The sequence below is a fragment of the Bradyrhizobium sp. 159 genome, assembly GCF_023073795.1.
Lineage (GTDB): Bacteria > Pseudomonadota > Alphaproteobacteria > Rhizobiales > Xanthobacteraceae > Bradyrhizobium.
Genome location: NZ_JADPKE010000071.1, coordinates 43,437 through 65,779, shown reverse-complemented (window position 1 = coordinate 65,779; position 22,343 = coordinate 43,437). Strand labels below are relative to the sequence as shown.

Here is a 22,343-nt window from a genome sequence, read left to right as displayed (position 1 = left end):
CGAAGCGTCGCCCTGCTGCCCCAGCTGACGCCACGGTCCTTCGGGGCTGCTACGCTTGCACCACCTCGTGGCGCATCACGAACGGTGCCAGCAGCGCGTGCACCTCGCCCTCGACCGCTTCGCGCTGACCCGCCGGCAAGCCGGTCAGCGTCACGGTGGCGATGGAGCCGTGGCTGCCGTGCGGACCGACCTTGACCTTGCAATCGATGCCGCGCTCGACCAGCGGTGCCAGCACCTTGGTGAACACACGCTGCGCTGCGTCCCAGCGCAGCTGCGGCTTGAACACCTTGCCGACGCCCGTCAGTGGCATCGGATCGATCGGAATGACCTGCACCGGCACGGCGGCGCGCTCCGGGGTGCGCTCGCGCACCCACGCTTCGAGCTCGCCCTGCTCGACGCTCGCGCCGGGCTTCAACTGCACATACCCCACCGGCAATTCGCCGGCATAGGCGTCGGGCTGGCCGACCACGGCGGCGAAGCCGACGGCGGGATGTCTGAACATGATCTCCTCGATCGGCGCCGGATCGATGTTGTGGCCGCCGCGGATCACGAGGTCCTTGGCGCGGCCTGTGATCCAGAGATAGCCGTCGGCATCGAGGCGACCGAGATCGCCGGAATTGACCCAGACCTCATCGATGAAGGCGCCCTTGTTGTGCTCGTCGTTGAGATAGCCGCCGAACACGCCGGGCCCGGCCATGATGACGACGCCGATCTCGTCGGGCGCGCAATCGCGGATCAGGCGTCCCTCGGCATCGAGCTGCACGATGCGCACACGCGCGTAAGGCATGGGAAGGCCGACCGAGCCGAGCCGGATGGGCCGCGACGGATAGGCCAGCGTGTGCACGCTCGAGGTCTCCGTCATGCCGTAGACCTCGATCACCGGCAGCTTCAGTTTCTTCTGAATCGCCGAGCCGACCGCGACCGGAATCGCCGAGCCGCCACCTGCCGCATATTTCAGGCTCGAAATATCCGCCTTGCCCGGCGGCACCGCCAGCGCGGCAGCGAGCACCGTCGGCACGCTCGACAGCGCCTCGGGCTTGAAGCGCTCGACCAGCCCCCAGATGTTCTTCACCGCATTCGGATTGCGCCAGCCGCTCGGCGACAGCACGACCAGCGAGCCGCCGCTTGACAGCGTCAGCAACGCCTGTGTCAGCGAGCCCCCGACGTGGAACAGAGGCATGCCGAACAGCAGGTTTGCGCCCGGCTTGGCCTTCAGCAGCAGATTGAGCGCCCAGGCCTGATAGACCTGGTTGGCATGGGTGTGCCGCACCAGCTTCGGCGTGCCGGTGGTGCCGCCGGTGTGGAAATAGGCGGCGATGTCGCTGCCCAAGATCTTGCGGCCGCTGATAAGCCGGTCCGCCGGTTGCAGCTTGATCAGGTCGCTGAAGGCAAAGATGCCGTTCGCCGGATCGCCGCCGCCGAACACCTGGACCGTTGCCTTGAGATGCTTGAGTTGCGGCCGGATCTGCTCGACCTTCTGCCAGATGTCGGTGCCCGGCATCGGCCCAAGCGCCACCAGGATTTTCGTGTTCGCAGCCTCCAGAATCTCCGCGATCTGGTGCGGCTCGAGCAGCGGATTAACGGGATTGGCGATGCCGGCGGCTTCGGCGCCGAACAATGTCACGAAAGCATCCGGCACCAGCGGCAGATGAAGCTGATGACGTCGCCCTTCTCCGCGCCCAGCGCGTGAAACATGTTGGCGGCCTGCGTGACGCGCGCCATGAAATCGCGATACGTGACCACGACCGGCGTGTCGGCGGGATCGGCGTTTTGCAGGAACTGGATCGCCGCCCCGTCGGGGTTGCGCGTTGCACCCAGCCGGATCGCGTCATACGTGCTCTCGGCCGCGACGCGATCGGCGTAAGGAACCTGCTCGAAGGCCCGGACCTCCGCGTCTGTCAACAAATCCGGATAGTCGTTGCCGATGAGCCGATCGAGCGCGTGGATGCCCGCCATGGATTTCCGTCCTCCCTCAGATGCATGTCCCCACCCCTTCTTTTGACATTTGGTTCGGCGGGGCCTCGACCGATGGCCCGTCGAGCGCGGACAGAATGATGGATGATTTGGCGTTCGTCCATGGCCGTGGACAGCGGCGGTTAGGCTCGATCTAGACCGAATTTGAACCTCCGCGCCCGATCCCGGGACCAAGAACTGGCGTCGGATTCGCCTACCAGCGTCCTGCCGCAAGACTTGAGGTGATTATGCCTACGCATCTGCGGAACCGCATCACAAGCCTGCTCGTCGTGCTCGCGATGGCATCGACGATCGTGCTGCCTCGCGCGGCGTTCGCCGACACTCAATTCGACAAGATGCGCGCCAAGGTCGCGGCTTTCGTCGCCGACAAGATGGAGAAGCTGGGCGGGTCCCGCATCATCTACAAGGTCGACACCGACGCCCTGCGCGAGGCGGTTGTCACGGACCTGCGCGACCACATTTACAAGATCCTGCGCGAGGGCCGGATCGCCTTCTCCGGGCTTGCGATCCGTGACGGCGGCGTCGACGTTAAAATCCCGGACGCGAAGGGCCGCGAACAGCTCACGCACATGCTCACCTCGGCGGCGGAGGGGCTGGCCACGCAAGCGCTCAGCGTGACCGATGCCGGAGATGGACTGATCAGGCTCGCGCCGACCGACGCCGCATCTGCCGCACGGCTGCACGACCTAGTCGAAGATTCCATCGCCATGATCGAGCAGCGCCTCAAGGACGCCGGCATCACGCTCGCCAGCGTCCAGGTTGAGGGAACAGACCGCATCCGCATCTTGCTGCCGGGCACGATGCAGCCCGAGCGCATCACCGCGATCTTCGCCAAGAAGGTGCGGGTTAGCTTCCGCCTGATCGATCTCTCGATGTCGCCGGAGCAGGCGCAATCCGGCACGCCGCCCGCTGGCACGGAAGTCCTGCTCGGCTTCAAGGACAAGCTCCCCTATCTGGTGAAGGCCAGCGTGCTCGACGGCGACGACATCAGCTATGCGGGACCGGGATTTGCGAGCAGCACGAAAGAGCCGATCGCCTCGTTCCGTTTCAACGGCCGCGGCACGCGGCGTTTCGCCCACATCACCGCAGAGAACATCGGCAAGCCCTTCGCCATCGTGCTCGAAGACAGGGTGCTCTCCACCCCCGTGATCCGCGAGCCCATCACCGGCGGCTCCGGCCAGATCTCCGGCAACTTCAGCCTGGAAGAGGCCAACAGCATCGCCATGCTGTTGCGCGCGGGCTCACTGCCCGGACGCCTTGGCCTCGTCGAGCAGCAGGTCGTGCAGCCCGCCGCCAGGCCCTGAGGCGGAGATCGGGCGGCCCCGCGTTGTTGCGGCGCCCGGGTCCATCCCCGGCACCAAAGCCCGCGCCGAGGCCTCGAATCATCAGCGCGCCGCGGCCAGACGCGCAAACCAACGGGCAATTGCCGAAACGCCCGATCGAGCTAAAATTTGCCTCTTGCGGCATGACGGCCAAAGGCTTCATTTCAGCCAGCCGTCATTCGATTTGGGCTACACGTGTCGAGCATACCGACCAGGACTGAAGGCCTTACGCGGGGTTAGTATCATGCCGTCCGGCAGCGCAGACGTTTCGTCGATCCTCGACCGCATTCTCGACGCGGCAACGGACAACCTCAGGATCGCGAAGATCCTGGTCCAGATGGGCCTCGATCCCAACAACGTCACCTACGACGCCATCTTCAATCGGCTGCTGGAGATCTTTGTCCAGAACATCACGCTGGCCAATCTGTTTGCCGCGGTCGGCGCCGGCTTCTTCGTCGCCACCCTCTTGATGCGGACGATGGTGCCGCTGCGCGTCGCGAACATGGTCGGCTGCGCGTTGTTCGCCGTTTTCGGCGCGCTGTCCGCCAACGTCGCGACGTTCCTGCTGTATCTTCTGTTGCTTCCGATCAACGCCCTGCGCCTGCGGCAGATGCTCAAGCTGGTCAAGAAGGCGCGCCATGCCGCCGAAGGCGACATGTCGATCGAATGGCTCAAGCCGTTCATGACCGAGCGCAAATACCGCCGCGGCGACATCCTCTTCAAGCTGCGCGACCCCGCTAACGAAATGTTCCTCACGGTCACGGGCAAGTTTCTGGTCAAGGAGATCAACGTCGAAATTTTGCCCGGAGCTCTGATGGGTGAACTGGGCTTCCTCACGCCGGACAACCGGCGTACCGGAACGGTCGAATGCATCGAAGACGGACACGTGCTGACGATCACCTATGACCGGCTGCTCGAGATTTATTTCCAGGATCCGCAGTTCGGCTATTACTTCCTGGTGCTAACCAGCCAGCGCCTCTTGCAAAACATCGAGCGTCTGCAGAGCCAGCTCGCGGCCGAGCGAGCGGCAACGACGAACAGGATCGCGTGACCGCTGCGGCCGGCGCCGATACGGAATGGCGGGGACACATCTGCTCCGTCGTTGCGCGTGCCACATTTCCTCCTGCGCCGGACGCAGCGCAGCGCTTCAGCGGTGCCCCCCGGGAATTTTGCGGATGTGTCGCCCTCCGCAGGGCATTCAGCCGATCCAGATCCGCCCCAAGCGGCCCCGCCGCAAAACCGCCCTAAAAACAGATTGGTAACCATGGCGCCTTAGGATAATGACGTGACCAATTCTCCGACGATCCTGGTGTTCGATTCCGGCCTTGGCGGACTCACGGTGCTCCGTGAGGTCGTCGCCGCACGCCCGGACGCGCATTACGTCTATGTCGCCGACGACGCCTTCTTCCCCTATGGCCACCATGGCGAGGACGAGATCATCGCCCGCGTGGTGCCATTGATGGGGGAATTGATCGGCACGCATGATCCCGACCTCGTCGTTATCGCCTGCAACACGGCATCCACCCTGGTACTGTCTCACTTGCGCGCCGCTTACTCCCTGCCCTTCGTCGGCACGGTGCCGGCGATCAAGCCGGCCTGCGCGCAGTCGAAGACCCGCCGCGTCTCGGTGCTCGGCACCAAGGGCACGGTGAAGCGGGAATATACGAAAGCTTTGATCCGCGAGTTCGCGCAGGGCTGCGAGGTGACGCTGGTCGGCTCGCCCCAGCTTGCCTCGCTGGCTGAAGCCGAGCTGAGCGGCGCTCCGATCAGCGATGAGGCCATCCTTGCCGAACTCGCTCCCTGCTTCGTGGGCGACGCCGGGGATGCGACATCGCGCACCGACACGGTGGTGCTCGCATGCACGCATTATCCGCTGCTGCTCGGCCGGCTCAAGCGGCTGGCGCCCTGGCCGGTTGACTGGATCGACCCGGCGCCCGCGATCGCCCGCCGCGTCTCGGATCTGCTTGGCCGGCGGATCGTCGGCATCGCGCAGTCCGGCGCCGAGATGATCTTTACTTCGAACCGCGTGCATAGCCTTTCGGCGATGCTGACGCCGTTCTTCGGCGGCCGCGCCCTCGCCTGACTTTGCGCGGCAACGGCGCGCTGCTAGGCTTTGCCGTCGTCACCTTGCCGCAGGCCTTCCCATGTCGGTCCCCTCCACACCACTCAACCGTCTTCGCCAGCTCTGGCGCGAGGGGCGCCCCGCCTTTGGCGCGATCGCGACGATCCCGAGTGTGCAGATGGTGCAGATCATGGCGCGCTCGCTCGACTGGATCATCGTCGATCTCGAACATGGCCCGATTGGATTGACCGAAGCACATGCGATGATCGCCGCGACCACAGGCACGCCGTGCACGCCGCTGGTTCGGATCGCCGCGAACGAGCCATGGCTTGCGAAAGCACCGATGGACATCGGTGCCTTCGGCATCAACTTCCCGATGATCACCAACCGCGACGATGCCGAGAAAGCGGTGCGCAGCGTGCGCTACCCGCCGCGCGGCGATCGACTCTGGGGTCCCTTCCACGCGCCATTCCGCTGGGGCCAGTCGATGCCGGAATATATGGCTACAGCCGACGACGAGATGATCTGCATGATCACCATCGAGCATGTCGACGCCGTCAATCGCATCGACGAGATCATGGCGACGCCGGGCGTCGACGTCGCGGTCATCGGTCCGGGCGATCTCGCCACCTCCATCAACAAGCGCGGTCAGATGGACGATCCGGAGCTGCTCGAGCTGGTCGCCCGTGCGGAAGTCGGCATCCTCAGAAGCGGCGTGCCGATCGGCGGCGTGGCCCGCACCGCCGACCAGGCCAACGCTCTGATTGACCGTGGCTACCGCGCGATCGCGCTCGGCTTCGACTGGTCGCTGTTCCAGCGCGGCATCATGGCGGCGTTCGAAGGGGTCAGGCGCTGAATCGCCGATACGGCCTTGCTGGGAACCGCGGCGCTGCTAGGGTCGTCGGCTCCAGGGAGGAAAAACCATGCTCAGAAAGACTTTGCTTGCGCTCGCTTTCACTGGCATCGCCGTCGCGGCCTCTGCCCAGCAATCCGGCATCAAGCGCACCCCGCTCCAGAAGATCGACTTTCCGGAGGGCTACACGACCGTGACCGCCATCGCCGAGGTGCCGGCCGGCGGCGCCGCCGGCCGGCATACCCATCCGGGGATCGAGACGGGTTATGTCCTGGAGGGCGAGCTCGACCTCCTCATCGACGCCCAGCCGGACAAGCGCCTGAAAGCCGGCGATTCCTACCAGATCCCGGCGGGTTCCGTGCACGACGCCAAGACCCATGGTGACAAATCATTGAAAGTGCTTGGAATTTACGTCGTCGACAAAACCAAGCCGCTGGCGTCGCCGGCACCCTGATGCGGCGAACCGACCGGGTCCAAACCCGTTGGTTCGTGCTAGAGCACGCGGCGAGCGGACGACCCACTCGCTGCACATACTTTCATCTTTGATCCCCAGGACCCGGAGACCAATGCGCGGGACGCCCAAGACCATCTCCCTGCGGCGCCGTCTGATCTGCGACCTCATGCACGCTTCGATGGGCGTGCCCTTCGTTTCGCTATCCCGTTCGCTCAACGTCCGCCCTCTGCTGGAAGCTCGCGCGGGCGCAACGGCGCGCGCCGGCTGGGCAGCGATGTTCGTGAAGGCTTTCGCCCTGGTTGCAAGTGAGGAGCCGATCCTCCGCACGCTCTACGCCAAATGGCCCCGGCCAGCCCTCTATGAACTGCCCAGGAGCGTGGCACTGGTGGCGGTCGCCCGCGTCGAGGATGGCGAGGAATGCGTGATGCCACAGCGAATTGCGGCCCCCGAGGCCATGACGCTGGCGGCGGTCGACGCCGAGATCCGGCGCGCCAAGACGGCACCGGTTGAGGAGGTTCCCATGTACCGCAAGATCATGCGGGCGACCCGCCTCCCGTTGCCGCTGCGACGCCTGTCTTGGGCGGTGGGGCTGAATTTCGGCCGGCAGCGCGGCAATTGGTTCGGCAGCTTCGCGGTGAGCTCGGTGGCCGCTTATGGCGGCGGCGAGCTCCACCCCATCACGCCGGGACCCTTCATCGTCAGCTATGGGGTGGTTGAGGCGGACCAGACCATCCATGTCGTGATCCGCTGGGACCATCGGGTGACGGATGCCGCCCCGATCGCCCGGGTCCTGACCCGGCTGGAACAGGTCCTGAACACTGAAATCGCTGGCGAATTGCGTGCGGCCGGGCCAAAGCCGATCCGGGCGGTGGGTACCTGATTCCGGGTCCATTCGCATTGACAGCGAACCCCAAACTCCCCTAAAAGCCGCCTGCTCGCGGGCCGATTTCGGCCCGCGAAGCGTTTCGCGACCCGTGGTTCTGTCCCTTAAGCTTTGGGGATCGGACCTGTCGGTGCCGGGATTTCCCCGTCACACAGGAGGGCGCGTTTCCTCAAACCATGTACCTGAAGAGGACGCGATGACTAAGCGCAGTGAGGCGAAGTACAAGATCGATCGTCGTATGGGCCAGAACATCTGGGGCCGCCCGAAGAGCCCCGTGAACCGCCGCGAATACGGCCCCGGCCAGCACGGCCAGCGTCGCAAGGGCAAGCTCTCCGACTTCGGCGTGCAGCTGCGCGCCAAGCAGAAGCTGAAGGGCTACTACGCCAACATCAGCGAGCGCCAGTTCCACGGCATCTACGTGGAAGCCAGCCGCCTCAAGGGTGACACCGGCGAGAACCTGATCGGCCTTTTGGAGCGCCGTCTCGACGCGGTCGTGTACCGCGCCAAGTTCGTTTCCACCATCTTCGCCGCGCGCCAATTCATCAACCACGGCCACATCAAGGTGAACGGCCGCAAGGTCAACATCTCGAGCTACCAGCTCAAGGTCGGCGACGTCGTCGAGGTCAAGGAAGCCTCCAAGCAGCTCACCCACGTGCTCGAAGCCAGCCAGCTCCCCGAGCGTGACGTGCCCGACTATCTCGATGTCGACCATGGCAAGATGACCGCGAAATACACGCGCATCCCCAACCTCTCCGACGTGCCGTTCCCGGTGCAGATGGAGCCGCATCTGGTCGTCGAATTCTATTCGCGCTAATCGTTTCGGCAGATCGAAGTTTAAAGGCCCCGGTTTCCGGGGCCTTTTTCGTTCAGGCAGCCACTCCGATGTCTCAGCCCATCCGCATCCTTATGCAGGGCGGCAGACCACGCGTGCATACGTCCGTCGCTTGCCGGTCAACGCTTATCCTTATCTGATCGATTATCGTGTGACCGAGACAGAAATCGCTATTTTGCGGTTTCGTCACGCCGCTCGGCGTCCACCTAGAACTCGCTGACCGCGAGTGAATGCCAATCCCTCAGGGAGCAAGTTGATGCTCTACACCCCTCCCCCCATCGACCCCAAGGCACCGCCGGTGCGCATCAATCTGCTCTCGGACACGCAGACCAAGCCGACGGCTGCGATGCGCGAGGCGATGGCGCGGGCGGAGGTCGGCGACGAGCAGGTCGGCGACGATCCGACGGTGAACGCGCTGTGCGAGCGCGTGGCGGATCTGCTCGGCAAGGAAGCGGCGGTCTACATGCCCTCGGGCACGATGTGCAACGTCACCGCGACGCTTGTGCATTGCCGTCCCGGCGACGAGATCCTTGCGCACGAGACCGCGCACATCATCGCCCGCGAAGGCGGCGCGCATGCCGCGATCGGCGGCTTCCAGGTGACGCAGCTCAAGGGCGCCAACGGCCAGTTCACGCCGGAGACTCTCCGTAAGGCGCTGCATCCACGCACGCGCTATCAGCCGCCGCAGACCGTCGTCAGCGTCGAGCAGACCGCCAATATCGGCGGCGGCACGATCTGGAAGAAGGCGGCGCTCGACGAGATCGTCGCGATCGCCAAGCAGCACGGCCTCATCACGCACATGGATGGCGCGCGCCTGCTCAACGCCACCGTGGCGAGCGGAATCTCGCCGCGTGACATGACCGCGGGATGGGATTCGGCCTGGATCGACTTCTCCAAGGGCCTCGGCGCGCCGATTGGCGGCGTGCTTGCAGGCTCACGCGTCTTCATCGACGCGGTGTGGCAATGGAAGCAGCGCCTCGGCGGCTCGATGCGGCAGGCCGGCATCTGTGCGGCCGCCTGCATCTACGCGCTCGACCATCACGTTGAGCGCCTTGCCGACGATCACGCCAATGCGCGCGCGCTCGCCCGCGGGCTGTCGCAGATCGCAGGCATCGAGGTGCAGGAGCCCGAAACCAATCTGGTGTTCTTCAAGCCCGACGGCGCCGGCATTCCCGGCGACAAGATGGTCGCAGCGTTGCGCCAGCGCGGCGTGACGCTTGCGATGATGGACGGCCGCATCCGCGCCTGCACCCATCTCGACGTCAATGCGAGCCAGATCGAGGAGACGATCGGATACGTGCGCGAGATCGTGCGCGGGGCGTAAAGTCGCGTAGATGGAGTAACGGGCCGACCAACCAACCGCTCGCGATCACCGCCCCATCGCTTGATAAATCAGCGTCTTCAGCGCCAGTTGGATCCGGCCACGCTGCGAGGGGGTCTGCACCATGAAGATCCCGAACAGGTCGTCTTCGGGATCGATGAAGAAGAATGTGCCGCCGACGCCGTCCCAGCGATATTCGCCAAGCGGCCAGGAAGTCCCCGGCGGCACCGCGGTACGTACGGCGAAGCCGAGGCCGAATCCGCTGGTGGCGCCCGGGTAATAGTTCTGGTCGCGCGCGATCTTCGTCTCAGGTCCGATGTGATCGGATGCCATCAGCGCGATCGTCTCGGGCTTGAGATAACGCCGTCCCTCATAGATGCCGCCACTGAGCAGCATCTGCGCGAAACGGGCGTAGTCGCCGACCGTGCCGACCATGCCGCCGCCGCCCGATTCCCATTTCGACGGCCGCCTGATGTCGCGAACCGGCGTGGTCGGGTTGATGTTGCGATCCTCGGGCATCGGCTCGGCAATGCGCGGGAATTTGGCGGGATCGGCGACGAAGAACGCGGTCTCGGTCATGCCGAGCGGATCGAGCAGCCGCTCTTTCTCGAACTGAAGCAGGGTCTTTCCCGCGACCACCTCGATGACGCGGCCGAGCACGTCGGTGGAAAAGCCGTAATCCCACGCGGTGCCCGGCTGCTCGACCAGCGGCAGCGTGGTGATCTTCGCGACGAAGTCGGCATTGCTGAGATTGCTTTGGAACAGATTGGCCTCGGCATAGAGCTCCCGCACCATGCCGCCACCATAATAGCCATAGGGCAGACCCGACGTGTGGCGAAGCAGGTCCTTGATCGTGACGGGACGATTCTGCGCTTCCAACGCCAGCGCGACCTTGCCGTCCTCGGCCTTCTTCTCGACGCCGACCTTCATCTTGGCGAAGGCCGGAATGTATTTCGAGACGGGATCGTCGAGCGAAAGCTTGCCCTCTTCGACCAGCATCATCGCCATGACAGAGGTGATCGGCTTCGACATCGAATAGAGCCGGAAGATCGTGTCCGCGCTCATCGAGATCTCGGTCGCGACGTCGCGGACGCCGAAATTTTCGTAATAGACCGGCTTGCCGTGCTGCTGGAGGAGCAGGATGGCGCCGGGGATCTTGCCGGTGGCGATCTCGTTTCGGATGTAGTCGGAAACCTTCGCCAACCCCTCGGGCGAGAAGCTGCGCGCGGCCCGTCCCTCAGAGCCGGCCTTCGCACCGAAGGCACCGACCAGAACAACGAGCCCCGCGATCAGCGCGCGGCGCCCGCGCACTTCACTTCTCCATGGCTTCATAGACCAACTGCTTCAATGTCCGTTGCACGCGCTGGCGCTCGGTCGGGGTCTGTTCCAGGAGGACGAAGAACATGTCCTGCTTGGGGTCGATCACGAAATAGCAGCCGGAGGCGCCGTCCCACTTCAATTCGCCGAGATTGCCCGGGGGCGGCGGCTTGGCATTGCCGGGATCAGTGCGGACGGCAAGGCCGAGGCCGAAGCCAAAACCGTCACCGGGAAAGTAGAAGTAGTCGCGCTCGACGCCGGAGCCTGGTCCGACCTGATCGGTCACCATCAGCTTGAAGGTCTCGGGTTTGAGAATGGTCTTGCCGTGGAGGCTGCCGCCGTTGAGTAGCATCTGCGCAAAGCGCTCATAGTCGGCCATGGTCGTGACCATGCCGCCGCTGGCGAATTGGATCTTCTTGACGACTGTTGGATCGTTGATCCGGCCGACCCGGAAATCGCCGTCGTTCGGCACCGGCTTCGCCAGCAGCTTCTGCTTCTCCGGGTCGGTGACGAAGAACCCGGTATCGACCATGCCGAGCGGATCGAGCAGCTTTTCCCGCATGATATCGATCAGCGGCTTGCCGGCCGCGATCTCCATCACGCGCGCCAGCACGTCGGTGGAATGGCCATATTGCCAGAGTGCACCCGGCTGGTTGTGCAGCGGCAGTTTTGCGATCCGCTCGGCGAACTCGGCAAGGTCGAAATCGCCGGCATAGATATTCGCCTCCCGATAGGCTTTTCGCACCAGGCTGTCGCCGTAGAAGCCATAGGTGATGCCCGAGGTGTGGCGCATCAGGTCGAGCACGGTCATCGGCCGGTTGGGCGACACCAGTTCGAGCGACCTGCTGCCGTCTTCGGCCTTCTTCTCGACGCCGACCTTCACATTGGCGAAGGACGGGATGTATTTCGCGACGGGATCGTCGAGCTTGATCTTGCCCTCCTCGACCAATTGCATCGCGACCACCGAGGTAATCGCTTTGGTCATCGAGAACAGGCGGAAGATCGTCTTATCGGTGATCGGGGCCTTGCTGACCACGTCCTGAACGCCGAACGCTTCGTGAAAGACCGGCTTACCGTGCTGCTTGATCAGCACGGTCGCGCCGGCGATCTTGCCGGTAGCGACTTCGTTCTTGAAGAACTCGCTGATCCTCGCGAGCTTGTCCTGGTTGAAATGCGCGCCGGCTGGAATCTCGTAAATGCCCTCCGCCCGCGCCAGCGACACGGGGCCAAGCGACATCAGCGCGCCGCAGACCAGCGCACGCAATCCTGATCGTGAAATCATATCCCCTCCCCGGAACATGGCCCGCGGAGTGTACCGACCGCGTTGTCAGGCACAAGGGCTGCCGTATCGCGCCAGAACGGCCGTGTGAAGAGCGGCGCTTCTCTCCGAGAAACAACAGAATATGACGCGGGTGACCGAGGGCGTGGCCGGCAGCGTGTCGATGGTCGTATGAACTGCAATCGTCGCGGCCTGGTCAGCCGGGAAACGATACACGCCGGTGGAGATCGCGGAGAAGGCCAGCGAAGTCAGCCCGTTGGCCTGACAGAGCTCAAGCGCGCGCCGATAGCACGAGCGCAGCGCCTCCGCCTCGCCGCGGCCCCCGCCGTGCCAGACGGGGCCGACCGCATGGATCACATGGCGCGCAGGCAGAAGATAGCCCTTGGTGATCTTGGCATCGCCGGTCGGGCATCCTCCGAGCGTCCGGCATTCGGCGAGAAGCTCGGGACCGGCAGCGTCGTGGATCGCCCCGTCGACACCGCCTCCACCAAGGAGAGACGAATTTGCGGCGTTGACGATGGCGTCAACGCCGAGCGTGGTGATGTCGGCAACGATGACCTCGAGCTCGGCGCCGCCGATCCGGCGCGTCAGCCGGGCCATGCATCAAGCCGCGACGACGACGCCCTTCTCGGAGAGGAGCTGCTGCAATTCGCCGGCCTGGAACATCTCGCGGACGATATCGCATCCGCCGACGAACTCGCCCTTCACATAGAGCTGCGGGATGGTCGGCCAGTTCGAGTATTCCTTGATGCCGTTGCGCAGCTCGGCGGATTCGAGGACGTTGAGGCCTTTATAGCCGACGCCGATGTGGTCGAGGATCTGGACGACCTGGCCGGAGAACCCGCACTGCGGAAATTGCGGCGTGCCCTTCATGAACAGAACCACGTCGTTCGACTTCACTTCGTTGGCGATGAATTCCTCGATGCTCATATCCGTGTCCTTCTGGGGCGGAGCCCTTCTTTCACGTCGGGCCGGCTCAGCCGATCTAACCCGATATCTGTCATATATGTAGCCCAAACCGTTGTGCATCCAAAGTAAAATGGCGGCGAACGGTCGGCGGCGGCCGGTCTGAACCGCGCCGGTCCATAGGCTGATGACAACAATATCATCGCCGGGGAGGACTTTCATACCGTAACGGAGCCCCTATCTAGGACGAACCCTGGTCATGGAACCGGGAAACGCGAACAACGTTCTCTTGTCCTGTCTGGAGAAAACCGTGACGAAACCAGCCTCCGCTACGGCCGCCCCCCAGCTTTCGTCGCTGTCCTCCGATCCGGGCAAGTTCGCCCAGCGGCTTCAAGACGCGTTTCTGACCGTCCGCGACGAGACCGAGCGCCGCGCCGCCCCCCTGTCGCCGGAGGACCAACAGATCCAGTCCATGCCCGATGCGAGCCCGACGAAATGGCACCGCGCGCATACCACCTGGTTTTGGGAGCAATTCCTGCTCGGCGAGCACTGTCCTGATTACCGGCCCTTCCACCCCGATTTCGCGTTCCTGTTCAATTCCTATTACGTCAGCGCCGGCCCGCGTCATGCCCGGCATCGCCGCGGCGATATCACCCGTCCCAGCGCCGACCAGGTCGGCGCCTATCGCAACTATGTCGATGCGGCCGTCGTCAAATTCTTCCGCGAGGCCGGCTGGGACAAGCTGCGCGAGATCGCACCGCTGGTCGAGGTCGGGCTCAATCACGAGCAGCAGCATCAGGAATTGATGTTCACCGACATCCTGCACGCCTTCGCGCAAAACCCGGTCTCGCCGGCCTACGATGCGAACTGGCGTTTCCCGGCCGCGACCCGGGGCGGCGAGGACTGGCTGACGCTGAACGAGGGCATCCACACCGTCGGCCACGTCGACGACAGCTTCCATTTCGACAATGAGAAGCCGCCGCATCGCGCCCTCGTCGGCCCGGTCAAGATCGCCCGCCATCTCGTCACCAACGGCGAATGGCTCGCCTTCATGCGCGCCGGCGGCTACCGGACCGCAACGCTGTGGCTGATGGACGGTTTTGCCACCGTGAGCAACGAGGGCTGGGACGCTCCGGGCCATTGGCGCGAGGTCGATGGCGCCTGGCACGTGATGACGCTGGCCGGCCTCAAGCCGATCGATCCGAACGCGCCGGTCTGCCACGTCAGCTATTACGAGGCGGATGCGTTCGCGCGCTGGGCCGGAAAGCACCTGCCGACCGAGATAGAATGGGAGGTCGCGGCCCGCACGGGCCAGCTCAACGATGCTTTCGGCATTGTCTGGCAATGGACCCGCTCTTCATACGCGCCCTACCCCGGCTACCGCGCCGTCGAAGGCGCGCTCGGCGAATACAACGGAAAATTCATGGTCAACCAGTTGGTGCTGCGCGGCTCCTCGCTTGCAACTCCCGAAGGCCACAGCCGTATCACCTATCGCAACTTCTTCTATCCGCACCACCGCTGGCAGTTCACGGGGCTGCGGCTTGCCGGCTACGAGTAAAAAAACTTCCGACGACAAATGCGCGCCGGACAGCGCGTTCAGGAGAGTATCATGAATGTGCACGCCAGCGCTTTGGCCGAAGCCCATCTCCCCGACGAGCAGACGACTGCCTTCGCCCGCGAGGCGATCGAGAATCTCTCGCAGCAGCCGAAAAAACTGTCGCCGAAATATTTCTACGATGCGACCGGATCGGAATTGTTCGAGGCGATCACGCGCCTGCCGGAATATTATCCGACGCGCACCGAGCTATCGATCCTGAAAGAGCGCGGCAGCGAGATCGCGAAGATCATCCCAGAGCATGCGGCCCTGGTCGAGTTCGGCGCCGGCGCGACCACGAAGGTCCGGCTGCTGTTGAACCACTGCAAGTTTGCAGCCTATGTGCCGGTCGACATCTCCGGCGATTTCCTGAAGGCGCAGGCGAACGGCTTGAAGCGGGATTTTCCCGCGCTCGGCATCCACCCGGTGGCGGCCGACTTCACCACGCCGTTCGAGCTGCCCAGGGCGGTCGCGTCCATGTCCAAGGTCGGCTTCTTCCCTGGCTCGACCATCGGCAATTTCGAGCCGCAGGAAGCCGAGGGCTTCCTGAAGAGCGCACGCAAGATCCTCGGCCGCGGCGCGCAGATGATCATCGGCGCCGATCTCGAGAAGGACGAGCGGGTGCTCTTTGATGCCTATAACGATGCCGCCGGCGTCACCGCGCGCTTCAACCTCAATGTGCTGGTCCGCATCAATCGCGAGCTCGGCGGCAATTTCGATCTCTCCGCGTTCACCCATCGCGCGATCTACAATCGCGAGCGTCATCGGATCGAGATGCACCTGATCAGCAAGAAGAGCCAGACCGTGCGCCTGCTCGGCACCAGCTTCTCGTTCCGCGCCGGTGAGAGCATCCACACCGAGAACAGCTACAAATACAGCCTCGAGCGCTTTGCTGCGTTGGCGCAAGACGCAGGCTGGCGCGTGCGCGACAGCTGGACCGATGCGGCCAAGATGTTCTCGGTGCACGCGCTGGAGGTCGCCGACTAGGCCTTCCGCGCTTAGGCCTCGGTTGCCGACCCGAGCGACACCGATTCCCACACCGCAACGACAATCATGATCACGGACGTCGCGACCGACAGCCAGAGCGGCGAGAGGTCGGCGGCGAACCACCACAGCACCAGCAGCAGGATGATGCCGATGCCGTGGGAGAGCTGAAGGAAGCCGCGAATGGCGTGCTTGAACAGGATGGTGCCGACCAGGAATACCAGCGGCCCGCCGATCGTGCTCAGGATGATCCGCAGGTCGGAATGACCAGTGGGATGCTTCAGCACCAGCTCGTCCGAGACCGCGGTCAGGATGATGCCGGCGACGATCGGCATGTGCAGATAGGTGTAGGCGAGCCGCGCCAGCCGCCCGGATTCGGTGGACTTGGAGATGCGCTCGGAGCCGGCCTCCGCGCCCTTGTGGAAATAGACCCACCACATCGCGATGGCGCCGACCAGGGCCGAGACGAAGGCGAGGATGTTGCCCGCGGTCCAGGTCAGCTCAGCAAAAGTGGCGCCGTTGACGACGACGGCTTCGCCAAGCGCGATGATGACGAACAAAGAGCAGCGCTCGGCCATGTGCGCGCCTTCGACGGCCCAGGCCTCGACCGACGAGAAGCCCAGCTTCGGGACCCAGAAGCGTGCGGCCGGCGAGATGTACTCCCAGGTCACTGCTGCGATCCACAGCCATAGCCGGGTGTCTCCCTCGGACAAGCCGCCTGCGATCCACAACACAGCGGAGAGCGAGAGCCAGGTCAGGATGCGAATAGCGTTGTGCCGCACCGCGGTGCGATGATGCGGGGTCGCGAACAGCCAGAACGCCGTGCGTCCGACCTGCATGGCCGCATAGGCAATCGCAAACCACAGGCCCCGGCCCTCGAAGGCGGTTGGGATGGTCGTCGACAGCACGAGGCCGCCCAGCATCATCGCAAACAGCAGGATGCGGACCGGCGTCAGCTCGGGATTTAGCCAGTTGGTGACCCAGGCGGTGTAGACCCACACCCACCACACCGCCAGAAACAGCACCGCGACATGGACCGCGCCGAGCGGCGTGAAATGGTGCAGCAGCGTGTGGGAGATTTGCGTGACGGCAAAGACGAAGACGAGGTCGAAGAACAGCTCGGCATTGGTGACGCGGCCGTGCTGGTTCGGACCGATGACGCGAAACATTGCGCCGCGCGGGTTGTCCGCAGCCATCATCGTCCCCCGTCGCGCCGAGATCAGGTGCCGTTCAGATCAGGTGCCCGGCGCCCCGGGTCCGCCAGGTACCCCGGTTTGCAGCGCCAGGGCGTGCAGGACGCCGCCCATCTGCCCGCGCAGGGACTGATACACGATCTGGTGCTGCTGGACGCGGGACTTGCCGCGGAAGGATTCAGAGATCACGGTCGCGGCATAGTGATCGCCGTCGCCGGCGAGGTCTCGGATGGTCACCTCGGCATCGGGGATCGCTGCCTTGATCATCGCCTCGATATCGTGGGCGTCCATGGGCATTTCGGGTCTTGCTCCTTCTGGTCTCGAATCGCTTGCCGGGGTCCCCTCACCGGCACGGCCAAACTTAGCGTGGACGGCCTTCACCGTCACGCCGTCCGGCACTATATCCCTGATCGCAACAGGAAGGCACGACAAAGTGCCGCGCGCGGCAGGTTGATCGAAAAGGCGTGACATCATGAAGCTTCCAGGGCCCGACCACCCCATCACCATCACCCAAAATCCCCGGCGCGTCCGCGTCACGGCCGGCGACATCGTGATTGCCGAGACCAGCAAGGCGCTGACTCTAAAGGAGGCCAAATATCCGGCGGTGCAGTATGTACCGCGGGAGGACGCCAATATGGCGCTGCTCGAGCGCACCGACCGCGTCACCCACTGCCCGTACAAGGGCGACGCGAGCTATTACAGCATCAAGGCCGATGGCAAGACGCTGGACAATGCGATCTGGACCTACGAGACGCCCTTCCCCGCGATGACGGAGATTTCCGGCCATCTCGCCTTCTATCCGGACAAGGTGAAGATCGAGGAAGTGGGCTAGCCCTGGCTAGACGCCGCCGTCACGGCCGGGCTCGTCGCCGGCCATGACGAGTGTAAGCATGGATGCCGCGGGGCTACGCCCTGAAGATCGTGAGCCCCAATATTAGCAGCACCAGGAAGATCACGACGAAGACGTAGAACAGGAAGCGGGCGATATCGGCGGAGGCGGCCGAAATGCCGGTGAAGCCGAGCACACCGGCCACGATCGAGACAAGTAAGAAGATCAGCGCCCACTTCAGGATCGTCATCGCCGCCTCCGAATTGGTGCCGCCCCCTCGCGGCCCTCACACCTTTTTCGCGAACGCTAACTTCGCTGCGCGGAACTGGTTCCTATGACTGGGGGCGGCCCAAAGGGCCCTTGATGAATCTGGTTCCCGGCGGCACAGTCCGCACCGGGAGCGGGAGCGCGGGGCAACGATGATCACGATGTCACATTCAGCGACGATCGGCGCGGAGGCGCATGCTGCGCCCAAGAGCAAGGCGCGCAATTTGTCGCTCGATCGCGCCCGCACCTTCCTGACGCTGGTCGTGCTGCTGCATCACGCGGTGATCCCCTACACGCATTTCGGTCACACCGATCCGGCCTCCTGGGCCGGCTTCGACGTGATCGTGCTCGCCACTGACAGCTTCTTCATGGCGATGTTCTTCTTCCTGTCGGGACTGTTCACCTGGCCGGGCATCGCGCGCAAGGCGCCGTCAGTCTTTCTCCGCGACCGCCTGTTGCGCCTCGGGCTGCCGTTCGTGATCGCGGCCTTCACCGTCATTCCGCTCGCTTATTACGCGATCGCGCTGCGGCAGGAGCCGGAGCTGACCTTCGCTTCGTTCTGGTGGAAGACGGTGACGGCGGGCCCGTGGCCGAGCGGCCCGATCTGGTTCGTCTGGGTGCTGCTGGCGTTCGACCTGACGGCGAGCCTGCTCTACCGGGTCTCGGCGCATCTGGTCGATCCGGTCAACCGCATCTCGGTGCGCGGTTTCGAGCAGCCGGCCCTATTCTGGCTGCTGCTCGCGGCCATCAGTGTCATCGTCTACGTGCCGGCGCTGGTCTATTTCGGGGCCAACAAGTGGTTCGAGTTCGGGCCGTTCTCGGTGCAGGCGAGCCGCATCCTGCTCTATTTCGCGTATTTCTTCATAGGCGTCAGCGTCGGTGCGGCGAACTTCGACCGCGGTGTGCTCAGCGCCGAGGGCCAGTTGCCGAAAACCCGCTGGCTGTGGGTGGTCGTCACGCTGATCCCCTACTGCCTGATGTGGGGCATGATCTATATCAAGCGTGAGATCCTCGGGAATCCGGATCGGCTGCCGCACTGGTATCATGTGTTCTACGGCACCTTCGTCGTGCTGTTCTCGGCCTCGATCCTGCTCGCGATTCTCGCCTTCTTCCTGCATTCGAAGGCGCCGGGGTCGACCCTGCTCGACCGCATGCAGGCGGATGCCTACGGCATGTTCCTGGTGCATTATCCGATCGCGCTGTGGATCCAGTACGCCCTGTTCGACTATGCGTGGCCTGCGATCGCGAAGGCGGCGATCGGCTTCGTGCTCACGGTGATCCTGAGCTGGGGCCTGACTGCGGCGTTGCGGAAGATTCCGGGCGCGTCGCACGTGTTGTGAGGCGTAATCCGGGTCTGAGTATGCGGAAGCCGCTCAGGCCACCTTCCCGCCCATATACTCCGGCAGCCAGCGCTCGAACGACTGACGCAACACGTCGATCGCCACCGCCGCTTCACCTGAGATCGCAACCGCATCGCCACCAGTGGTGCCGATGCGCACGCAGGGCACCTCGCAGCCGCGCATCTTGGCGAGCACGCGGCCGGCCTCCGTTTCCGGCACGGTGACGAGATAGCGCGCCTGGTCCTCGCCGAACCAATAGGCCTGCGGAACGAGCGCGGTCGGTGCTGCGAGCAGTCTTGCGCCGATGCCGCTCGCCATCGCCATTTCGGCGAGCGCGACCAGCAGACCGCCATCGGAGAGGTCGTGCACGGCCGTCGCGGTGCCCGCATGGATCATGCCGCGCACGCAATCGCCGTTGCGCTTTTCGGCGCTAAGATCGACCGGCGGCGGGGCGCCCTCCTCGCGACCGCAGATGTCGCGCAGGTACACCGACTGGCCGAGCCAGCCATGGGTCTCGCCGATCAGCAGGATCGCTTCGCCCTCGGCTTTGAAGGCCAGGGAGGCAGACTTGGTGAAATCGTCGAGCAGACCGACGCCGCCGATCGAGGGAGTCGGCAGGATCGCCCGGCCGTTGGTCTCGTTGTAGAGCGAGACATTGCCGGAGACGACCGGGAAGTCGAGCGTACGGCAGGCTTCCGAGATGCCCTGCAGGCAGCCGACGAACTGGCCCATGATCTCGGGCCGTTCAGGATTGCCGAAATTGAGGTTGTCGGTGATCGCCAGCGGCTTGCCGCCGACCGCGGTGATGTTACGCCAGGCTTCCGCCACCGCCTGCTTGCCACCCTCGAACGGATCGGCCTCGCAATAGCGCGGCGTGACATCGACAGTGAGCGCCAGGCCCTTCGGCCCGTCCTGCACGCGCACCACGGCGGCATCGCCGCCGGGACGCTGCATGGTGTTGCCGAGAATGACGTGGTCGTACTGCTCCCAGATCCAGCGCTTGCTGCACATGTCCGGCGTGCCGATCAGCTTCTCCAAGGCCGCACCGAGGCCCATCGGCGCCGGCACGTCGCGGGCGTGCACGATCGGCAGCGCGGCGGAGGGGACATGCGGGCGGTCATAGACCGGCGCCTCGTCGCCGAGCTCCTTGATCGGCAGATCAGCCATGACGTCGCCGCCATGCTTGACCACGAAACGCTTGCTCGGCGTGGTGTAGCCGACGACAGCGAAGTCGAGCCCCCACTTCCTGAAGATCGCCTCGGCCTCTTTCTCCTTCTCGGGCTTGAGCACCATGAGCATGCGCTCCTGGCTCTCCGAGAGCATCATCTCGTAGGCGCTCATGCCGGTCTCGCGCGTCGGCACCGCATCGAGATCGAGATCGACGCCGAGGTCGCCCTTGGCGCCCATCTCGACCGCCGAGCAGGTCAGGCCCGCCGCGCCCATGTCCTGGATCGCGATGACGCAGCCCTTCTCCATGATCTCGAGGCAGGCCTCGAGCAGCAGCTTCTCGGCGAAGGGATCGCCGACCTGCACGGTCGGGCGCTTCTCCTCGGATTTGTCGTCGAACTCGGCCGACGCCATCGAGGCGCCATGAATGCCGTCGCGCCCGGTCTTGGAGCCCAAATAGACGATCGGCATGTTCACGCCGGAGGCAGCCGCATAGAAGATCTTGTCGGCATCGGCGAGGCCCACGGCCATCGCGTTGACGAGGATGTTGCCGTCATAGCGGGTGTGGAAGCGCACCTGCCCGCCGACCGTCGGCACGCCGAAGGAATTGCCATAGCCGCCGACGCCAGCCACCACGCCCGAGACGAGATGCCGCGTCTTGGGATGTTCCGGCGCGCCGAAGCTCAGCGCATTGAGGCAAGCGACCGGACGCGCGCCCATGGTGAAGACGTCGCGCAAAATGCCGCCGACGCCGGTGGTCGCGCCCTGGTACGGCTCGATGTAGCTCGGGTGGTTGTGGCTCTCCATCTTGAAGACCACAGCCTGCCCATCCCCGATATCGATCACGCCGGCATTCTCGCCGGGCCCCTGGATCACCCAGGGCGCCTTGGTCGGCAGACCACGCAAATGGATGCGTGAGGACTTGTACGAGCAATGCTCGTTCCACATCGCCGAGAAGATGCCGAGTTCCGTGAAGGTCGGCTCCCGCCCGATCAGCTTGAGGATGCGCTCATACTCGTCGGGCTTGAGCCCGTGGGCGGCAACCAGTTCTGGGGTGATCTTGGGTTCATTCTTCATGGATTGGGGGCTTTCGGCAGCGTTTGGCCGTTCTTAGGAACATCGGGGGCTCACGAAAAGCCCTTTGTGGCGCATTTTCCCGCTGTCCCACGTTTTGCGGCAGGCGACCTGCGGGAACAGGAATTGCACGGCGCGGACGGATCGGATTTAAGGGCTAAAGACCCGCAATTGAAGGCCCACGTCCTTGCACGAATTGACCAAAGCCCCTCCGCCCCGCCGCCCCGACCTCCACGTCGCCACAGACGGCGAATTCAAGGGCTGGCGGACCTGGATTCGCGACAGTTTTGAATCCCATGTCGGCCCCTTCTGGCACCGGATCGAGGCGGACGGCAGCGTCCGCTGCGCCTTCCGGGTGGAGAGGAAGCACCTCAACGGCTCCGGCAACGTCCATGGCGGCTGCTTCATGGCATTCGCCGATTATTGCCTGTTTGCAATCGCCACCCATGAGCTGGATGGGCCTGCCGTGACCACCAATTTCGCCTGCGACTTCCTCGATGCAGCACGCGAGGGCGAGTTGATCGAATGCGTGGGCGAAGTGTCTCGCGCCGGCGGCTCGCTGATCTTCCTGCGTGGCAAGCTGGCCTCCGACGGACGGCCGCTGTTCACTTTTTCCGGGACGATCAAGCGGGTGAAGCGGAAGCCGCAGCCCCAGCCAAACGCATAGCTCGACGCCTTCCCTTTTCACGCTC

21 protein-coding genes and 1 pseudogene are annotated in these 22,343 nt (G+C 64.3%); 13 read left to right on the top strand and 9 right to left on the bottom strand.

Translation table 11 applies throughout. The features are described 5' to 3' along the window. Positions 1-49: 49 nt before the first annotated feature. Positions 50-1,956, bottom strand: a pseudogene (locus tag IVA96_RS19865) (acyl-CoA synthetase). A 245-nt stretch (positions 1,957-2,201) separates the two neighbouring features. On the opposite strand from IVA96_RS19865, the gene IVA96_RS19860 reads away from it, so the two are divergent. The 8 genes from IVA96_RS19860 to IVA96_RS19825 all read left to right on the top strand — a co-directional run bounded on the left by IVA96_RS19860 (position 2,202) and on the right by IVA96_RS19825 (position 9,704). Beyond that, positions 2,202-3,278: a preprotein translocase subunit SecD gene (locus tag IVA96_RS19860; RefSeq protein WP_247418786.1), complete on the top strand. Its 1,077-nt coding sequence runs from the start codon at positions 2,202-2,204 to the stop codon at positions 3,276-3,278. 262 nt (positions 3,279-3,540) lie between these two features. Then, the gene (locus tag IVA96_RS19855) at positions 3,541-4,347 is read left to right on the top strand and encodes a cyclic nucleotide-binding domain-containing protein (RefSeq protein WP_247280699.1); all 807 of its coding nucleotides are present in this window, start codon (positions 3,541-3,543) and stop codon (positions 4,345-4,347) included. A 234-nt stretch (positions 4,348-4,581) separates the two neighbouring features. After that, the gene (gene murI / locus IVA96_RS19850) at positions 4,582-5,379 is read left to right on the top strand and encodes a glutamate racemase (protein ID WP_247280698.1); all 798 of its coding nucleotides are present in this window, start codon (positions 4,582-4,584) and stop codon (positions 5,377-5,379) included. A gap of 61 nt (positions 5,380-5,440) precedes the next feature. Then, positions 5,441-6,214, top strand: a complete 774-nt coding sequence (locus IVA96_RS19845) for an aldolase/citrate lyase family protein (RefSeq protein ID WP_247280697.1) — start codon at positions 5,441-5,443, stop codon at positions 6,212-6,214. A gap of 67 nt (positions 6,215-6,281) precedes the next feature. Further along, positions 6,282-6,665, top strand: a complete 384-nt coding sequence (locus IVA96_RS19840; RefSeq protein WP_247280696.1) for a cupin domain-containing protein — start codon at positions 6,282-6,284, stop codon at positions 6,663-6,665. A gap of 112 nt (positions 6,666-6,777) precedes the next feature. Beyond that, positions 6,778-7,545 (top strand): acyltransferase, encoded by a 768-nt coding sequence (locus IVA96_RS19835; RefSeq protein WP_247280695.1) that lies wholly within the window; start codon positions 6,778-6,780, stop codon positions 7,543-7,545. Between the two features lie 199 nt (positions 7,546-7,744). Continuing rightward, on the top strand, positions 7,745-8,362 hold the full coding sequence (gene rpsD, locus IVA96_RS19830) for a 30S ribosomal protein S4 (protein ID WP_247280694.1): 618 nt from the start codon (positions 7,745-7,747) through the stop codon (positions 8,360-8,362). A gap of 274 nt (positions 8,363-8,636) precedes the next feature. Next, positions 8,637-9,704 carry a threonine aldolase family protein gene (locus IVA96_RS19825; protein WP_247280693.1) on the top strand — a complete coding sequence of 356 codons (1,068 nt, stop codon included), beginning with the start codon at positions 8,637-8,639 and terminating at the stop codon, positions 9,702-9,704. A 45-nt stretch (positions 9,705-9,749) separates the two neighbouring features. On the opposite strand, the gene IVA96_RS19820 is transcribed toward IVA96_RS19825, so the two are convergent. Genes IVA96_RS19820 through grxD form a run of 4 tightly spaced genes read right to left on the bottom strand, consistent with a single transcriptional unit; the run spans position 9,750 to position 13,227 of the window. After that, complete coding sequence (locus tag IVA96_RS19820) at positions 9,750-11,012, bottom strand: serine hydrolase domain-containing protein (protein WP_247280692.1); 1,263 nt, start codon at positions 11,010-11,012, stop codon at positions 9,750-9,752. Position 11,013: 1 nt separating this feature from the next. Then, entirely contained in the window at positions 11,014-12,300 is a 1,287-nt protein-coding gene (locus tag IVA96_RS19815; protein ID WP_247280691.1) for a serine hydrolase domain-containing protein, read from the bottom strand. Positions 12,301-12,345: 45 nt separating this feature from the next. Further along, on the bottom strand, positions 12,346-12,897 hold the full coding sequence (locus IVA96_RS19810) for an O-acetyl-ADP-ribose deacetylase (protein WP_247280690.1): 552 nt from the start codon (positions 12,895-12,897) through the stop codon (positions 12,346-12,348). A gap of 3 nt (positions 12,898-12,900) precedes the next feature. Then, the gene (gene grxD / locus IVA96_RS19805) at positions 12,901-13,227 is read right to left on the bottom strand and encodes a Grx4 family monothiol glutaredoxin (protein WP_247280689.1); all 327 of its coding nucleotides are present in this window, start codon (positions 13,225-13,227) and stop codon (positions 12,901-12,903) included. A 235-nt stretch (positions 13,228-13,462) separates the two neighbouring features. On the opposite strand from grxD, the gene egtB reads away from it, so the two are divergent. Together egtB and egtD are read left to right on the top strand one after the other, a co-directional pair. Continuing rightward, on the top strand, positions 13,463-14,761 hold the full coding sequence (gene egtB / locus IVA96_RS19800; RefSeq protein WP_247280688.1) for an ergothioneine biosynthesis protein EgtB: 1,299 nt from the start codon (positions 13,463-13,465) through the stop codon (positions 14,759-14,761). Positions 14,762-14,812: 51 nt separating this feature from the next. After that, on the top strand, positions 14,813-15,784 hold the full coding sequence (egtD, locus tag IVA96_RS19795; RefSeq protein ID WP_247280687.1) for an L-histidine N(alpha)-methyltransferase: 972 nt from the start codon (positions 14,813-14,815) through the stop codon (positions 15,782-15,784). A gap of 11 nt (positions 15,785-15,795) precedes the next feature. Here the strand turns inward: egtD and IVA96_RS19790 are convergent, their stop codons facing one another. Both IVA96_RS19790 and IVA96_RS19785 read right to left on the bottom strand, forming a co-directional pair. Continuing rightward, the gene (locus tag IVA96_RS19790) at positions 15,796-16,977 is read right to left on the bottom strand and encodes a low temperature requirement protein A (protein WP_247280766.1); all 1,182 of its coding nucleotides are present in this window, start codon (positions 16,975-16,977) and stop codon (positions 15,796-15,798) included. A 39-nt stretch (positions 16,978-17,016) separates the two neighbouring features. After that, a complete protein-coding gene (locus IVA96_RS19785; protein WP_028137365.1) occupies positions 17,017-17,271 on the bottom strand; it encodes a BolA family transcriptional regulator in 255 nt (84 codons plus the stop codon). 175 nt (positions 17,272-17,446) lie between these two features. Here IVA96_RS19785 and IVA96_RS19780 point away from each other — a divergent pair, with 175 nt between their 5' ends. After that, positions 17,447-17,806, top strand: coding sequence for a DUF427 domain-containing protein (locus IVA96_RS19780; protein WP_247280686.1), 360 nt, complete (start codon positions 17,447-17,449; stop codon positions 17,804-17,806). 73 nt (positions 17,807-17,879) lie between these two features. On the opposite strand, the gene IVA96_RS19775 is transcribed toward IVA96_RS19780, so the two are convergent. Beyond that, positions 17,880-18,053 carry a DUF1328 domain-containing protein gene (locus IVA96_RS19775; protein WP_007612121.1) on the bottom strand — a complete coding sequence of 58 codons (174 nt, stop codon included), beginning with the start codon at positions 18,051-18,053 and terminating at the stop codon, positions 17,880-17,882. A gap of 169 nt (positions 18,054-18,222) precedes the next feature. On the opposite strand from IVA96_RS19775, the gene IVA96_RS19770 reads away from it, so the two are divergent. Beyond that, positions 18,223-19,410 carry an acyltransferase gene (locus IVA96_RS19770; RefSeq protein ID WP_247280685.1) on the top strand — a complete coding sequence of 396 codons (1,188 nt, stop codon included), beginning with the start codon at positions 18,223-18,225 and terminating at the stop codon, positions 19,408-19,410. Between the two features lie 33 nt (positions 19,411-19,443). Here the strand turns inward: IVA96_RS19770 and purL are convergent, their stop codons facing one another. Then, a complete protein-coding gene (gene purL, locus IVA96_RS19765) occupies positions 19,444-21,654 on the bottom strand; it encodes a phosphoribosylformylglycinamidine synthase subunit PurL (protein WP_247280684.1) in 2,211 nt (736 codons plus the stop codon). 184 nt (positions 21,655-21,838) lie between these two features. On the opposite strand from purL, the gene IVA96_RS19760 reads away from it, so the two are divergent. Beyond that, the gene (locus tag IVA96_RS19760) at positions 21,839-22,318 is read left to right on the top strand and encodes a PaaI family thioesterase (RefSeq protein WP_247280683.1); all 480 of its coding nucleotides are present in this window, start codon (positions 21,839-21,841) and stop codon (positions 22,316-22,318) included. Positions 22,319-22,343 lie beyond the last annotated feature (25 nt).

Coding starts and splice junctions, on each gene's coding strand:
- IVA96_RS19860 (WP_247418786.1), top strand. CDS start 2,202: ATGCCTACGCATCTGCGGAACCGCATCACAAGCCTGCTCGTCGTGCTC.
- IVA96_RS19855 (WP_247280699.1), top strand. CDS start 3,541: ATGCCGTCCGGCAGCGCAGACGTTTCGTCGATCCTCGACCGCATTCTC.
- IVA96_RS19845 (WP_247280697.1), top strand. CDS start 5,441: ATGTCGGTCCCCTCCACACCACTCAACCGTCTTCGCCAGCTCTGGCGC.
- IVA96_RS19840 (WP_247280696.1), top strand. CDS start 6,282: ATGCTCAGAAAGACTTTGCTTGCGCTCGCTTTCACTGGCATCGCCGTC.
- IVA96_RS19835 (WP_247280695.1), top strand. CDS start 6,778: ATGCGCGGGACGCCCAAGACCATCTCCCTGCGGCGCCGTCTGATCTGC.
- rpsD (WP_247280694.1), top strand. CDS start 7,745: ATGACTAAGCGCAGTGAGGCGAAGTACAAGATCGATCGTCGTATGGGC.
- IVA96_RS19825 (WP_247280693.1), top strand. CDS start 8,637: ATGCTCTACACCCCTCCCCCCATCGACCCCAAGGCACCGCCGGTGCGC.
- IVA96_RS19815 (WP_247280691.1), bottom strand. CDS start 12,300: ATGATTTCACGATCAGGATTGCGTGCGCTGGTCTGCGGCGCGCTGATG.
- IVA96_RS19810 (WP_247280690.1), bottom strand. CDS start 12,897: ATGGCCCGGCTGACGCGCCGGATCGGCGGCGCCGAGCTCGAGGTCATC.
- grxD (WP_247280689.1), bottom strand. CDS start 13,227: ATGAGCATCGAGGAATTCATCGCCAACGAAGTGAAGTCGAACGACGTG.
- egtB (WP_247280688.1), top strand. CDS start 13,463: ATGGAACCGGGAAACGCGAACAACGTTCTCTTGTCCTGTCTGGAGAAA.
- egtD (WP_247280687.1), top strand. CDS start 14,813: ATGAATGTGCACGCCAGCGCTTTGGCCGAAGCCCATCTCCCCGACGAG.
- IVA96_RS19790 (WP_247280766.1), bottom strand. CDS start 16,977: ATGGCTGCGGACAACCCGCGCGGCGCAATGTTTCGCGTCATCGGTCCG.
- IVA96_RS19785 (WP_028137365.1), bottom strand. CDS start 17,271: ATGCCCATGGACGCCCACGATATCGAGGCGATGATCAAGGCAGCGATC.
- IVA96_RS19780 (WP_247280686.1), top strand. CDS start 17,447: ATGAAGCTTCCAGGGCCCGACCACCCCATCACCATCACCCAAAATCCC.
- IVA96_RS19775 (WP_007612121.1), bottom strand. CDS start 18,053: ATGACGATCCTGAAGTGGGCGCTGATCTTCTTACTTGTCTCGATCGTG.
- IVA96_RS19770 (WP_247280685.1), top strand. CDS start 18,223: ATGATCACGATGTCACATTCAGCGACGATCGGCGCGGAGGCGCATGCT.
- purL (WP_247280684.1), bottom strand. CDS start 21,654: ATGAAGAATGAACCCAAGATCACCCCAGAACTGGTTGCCGCCCACGGG.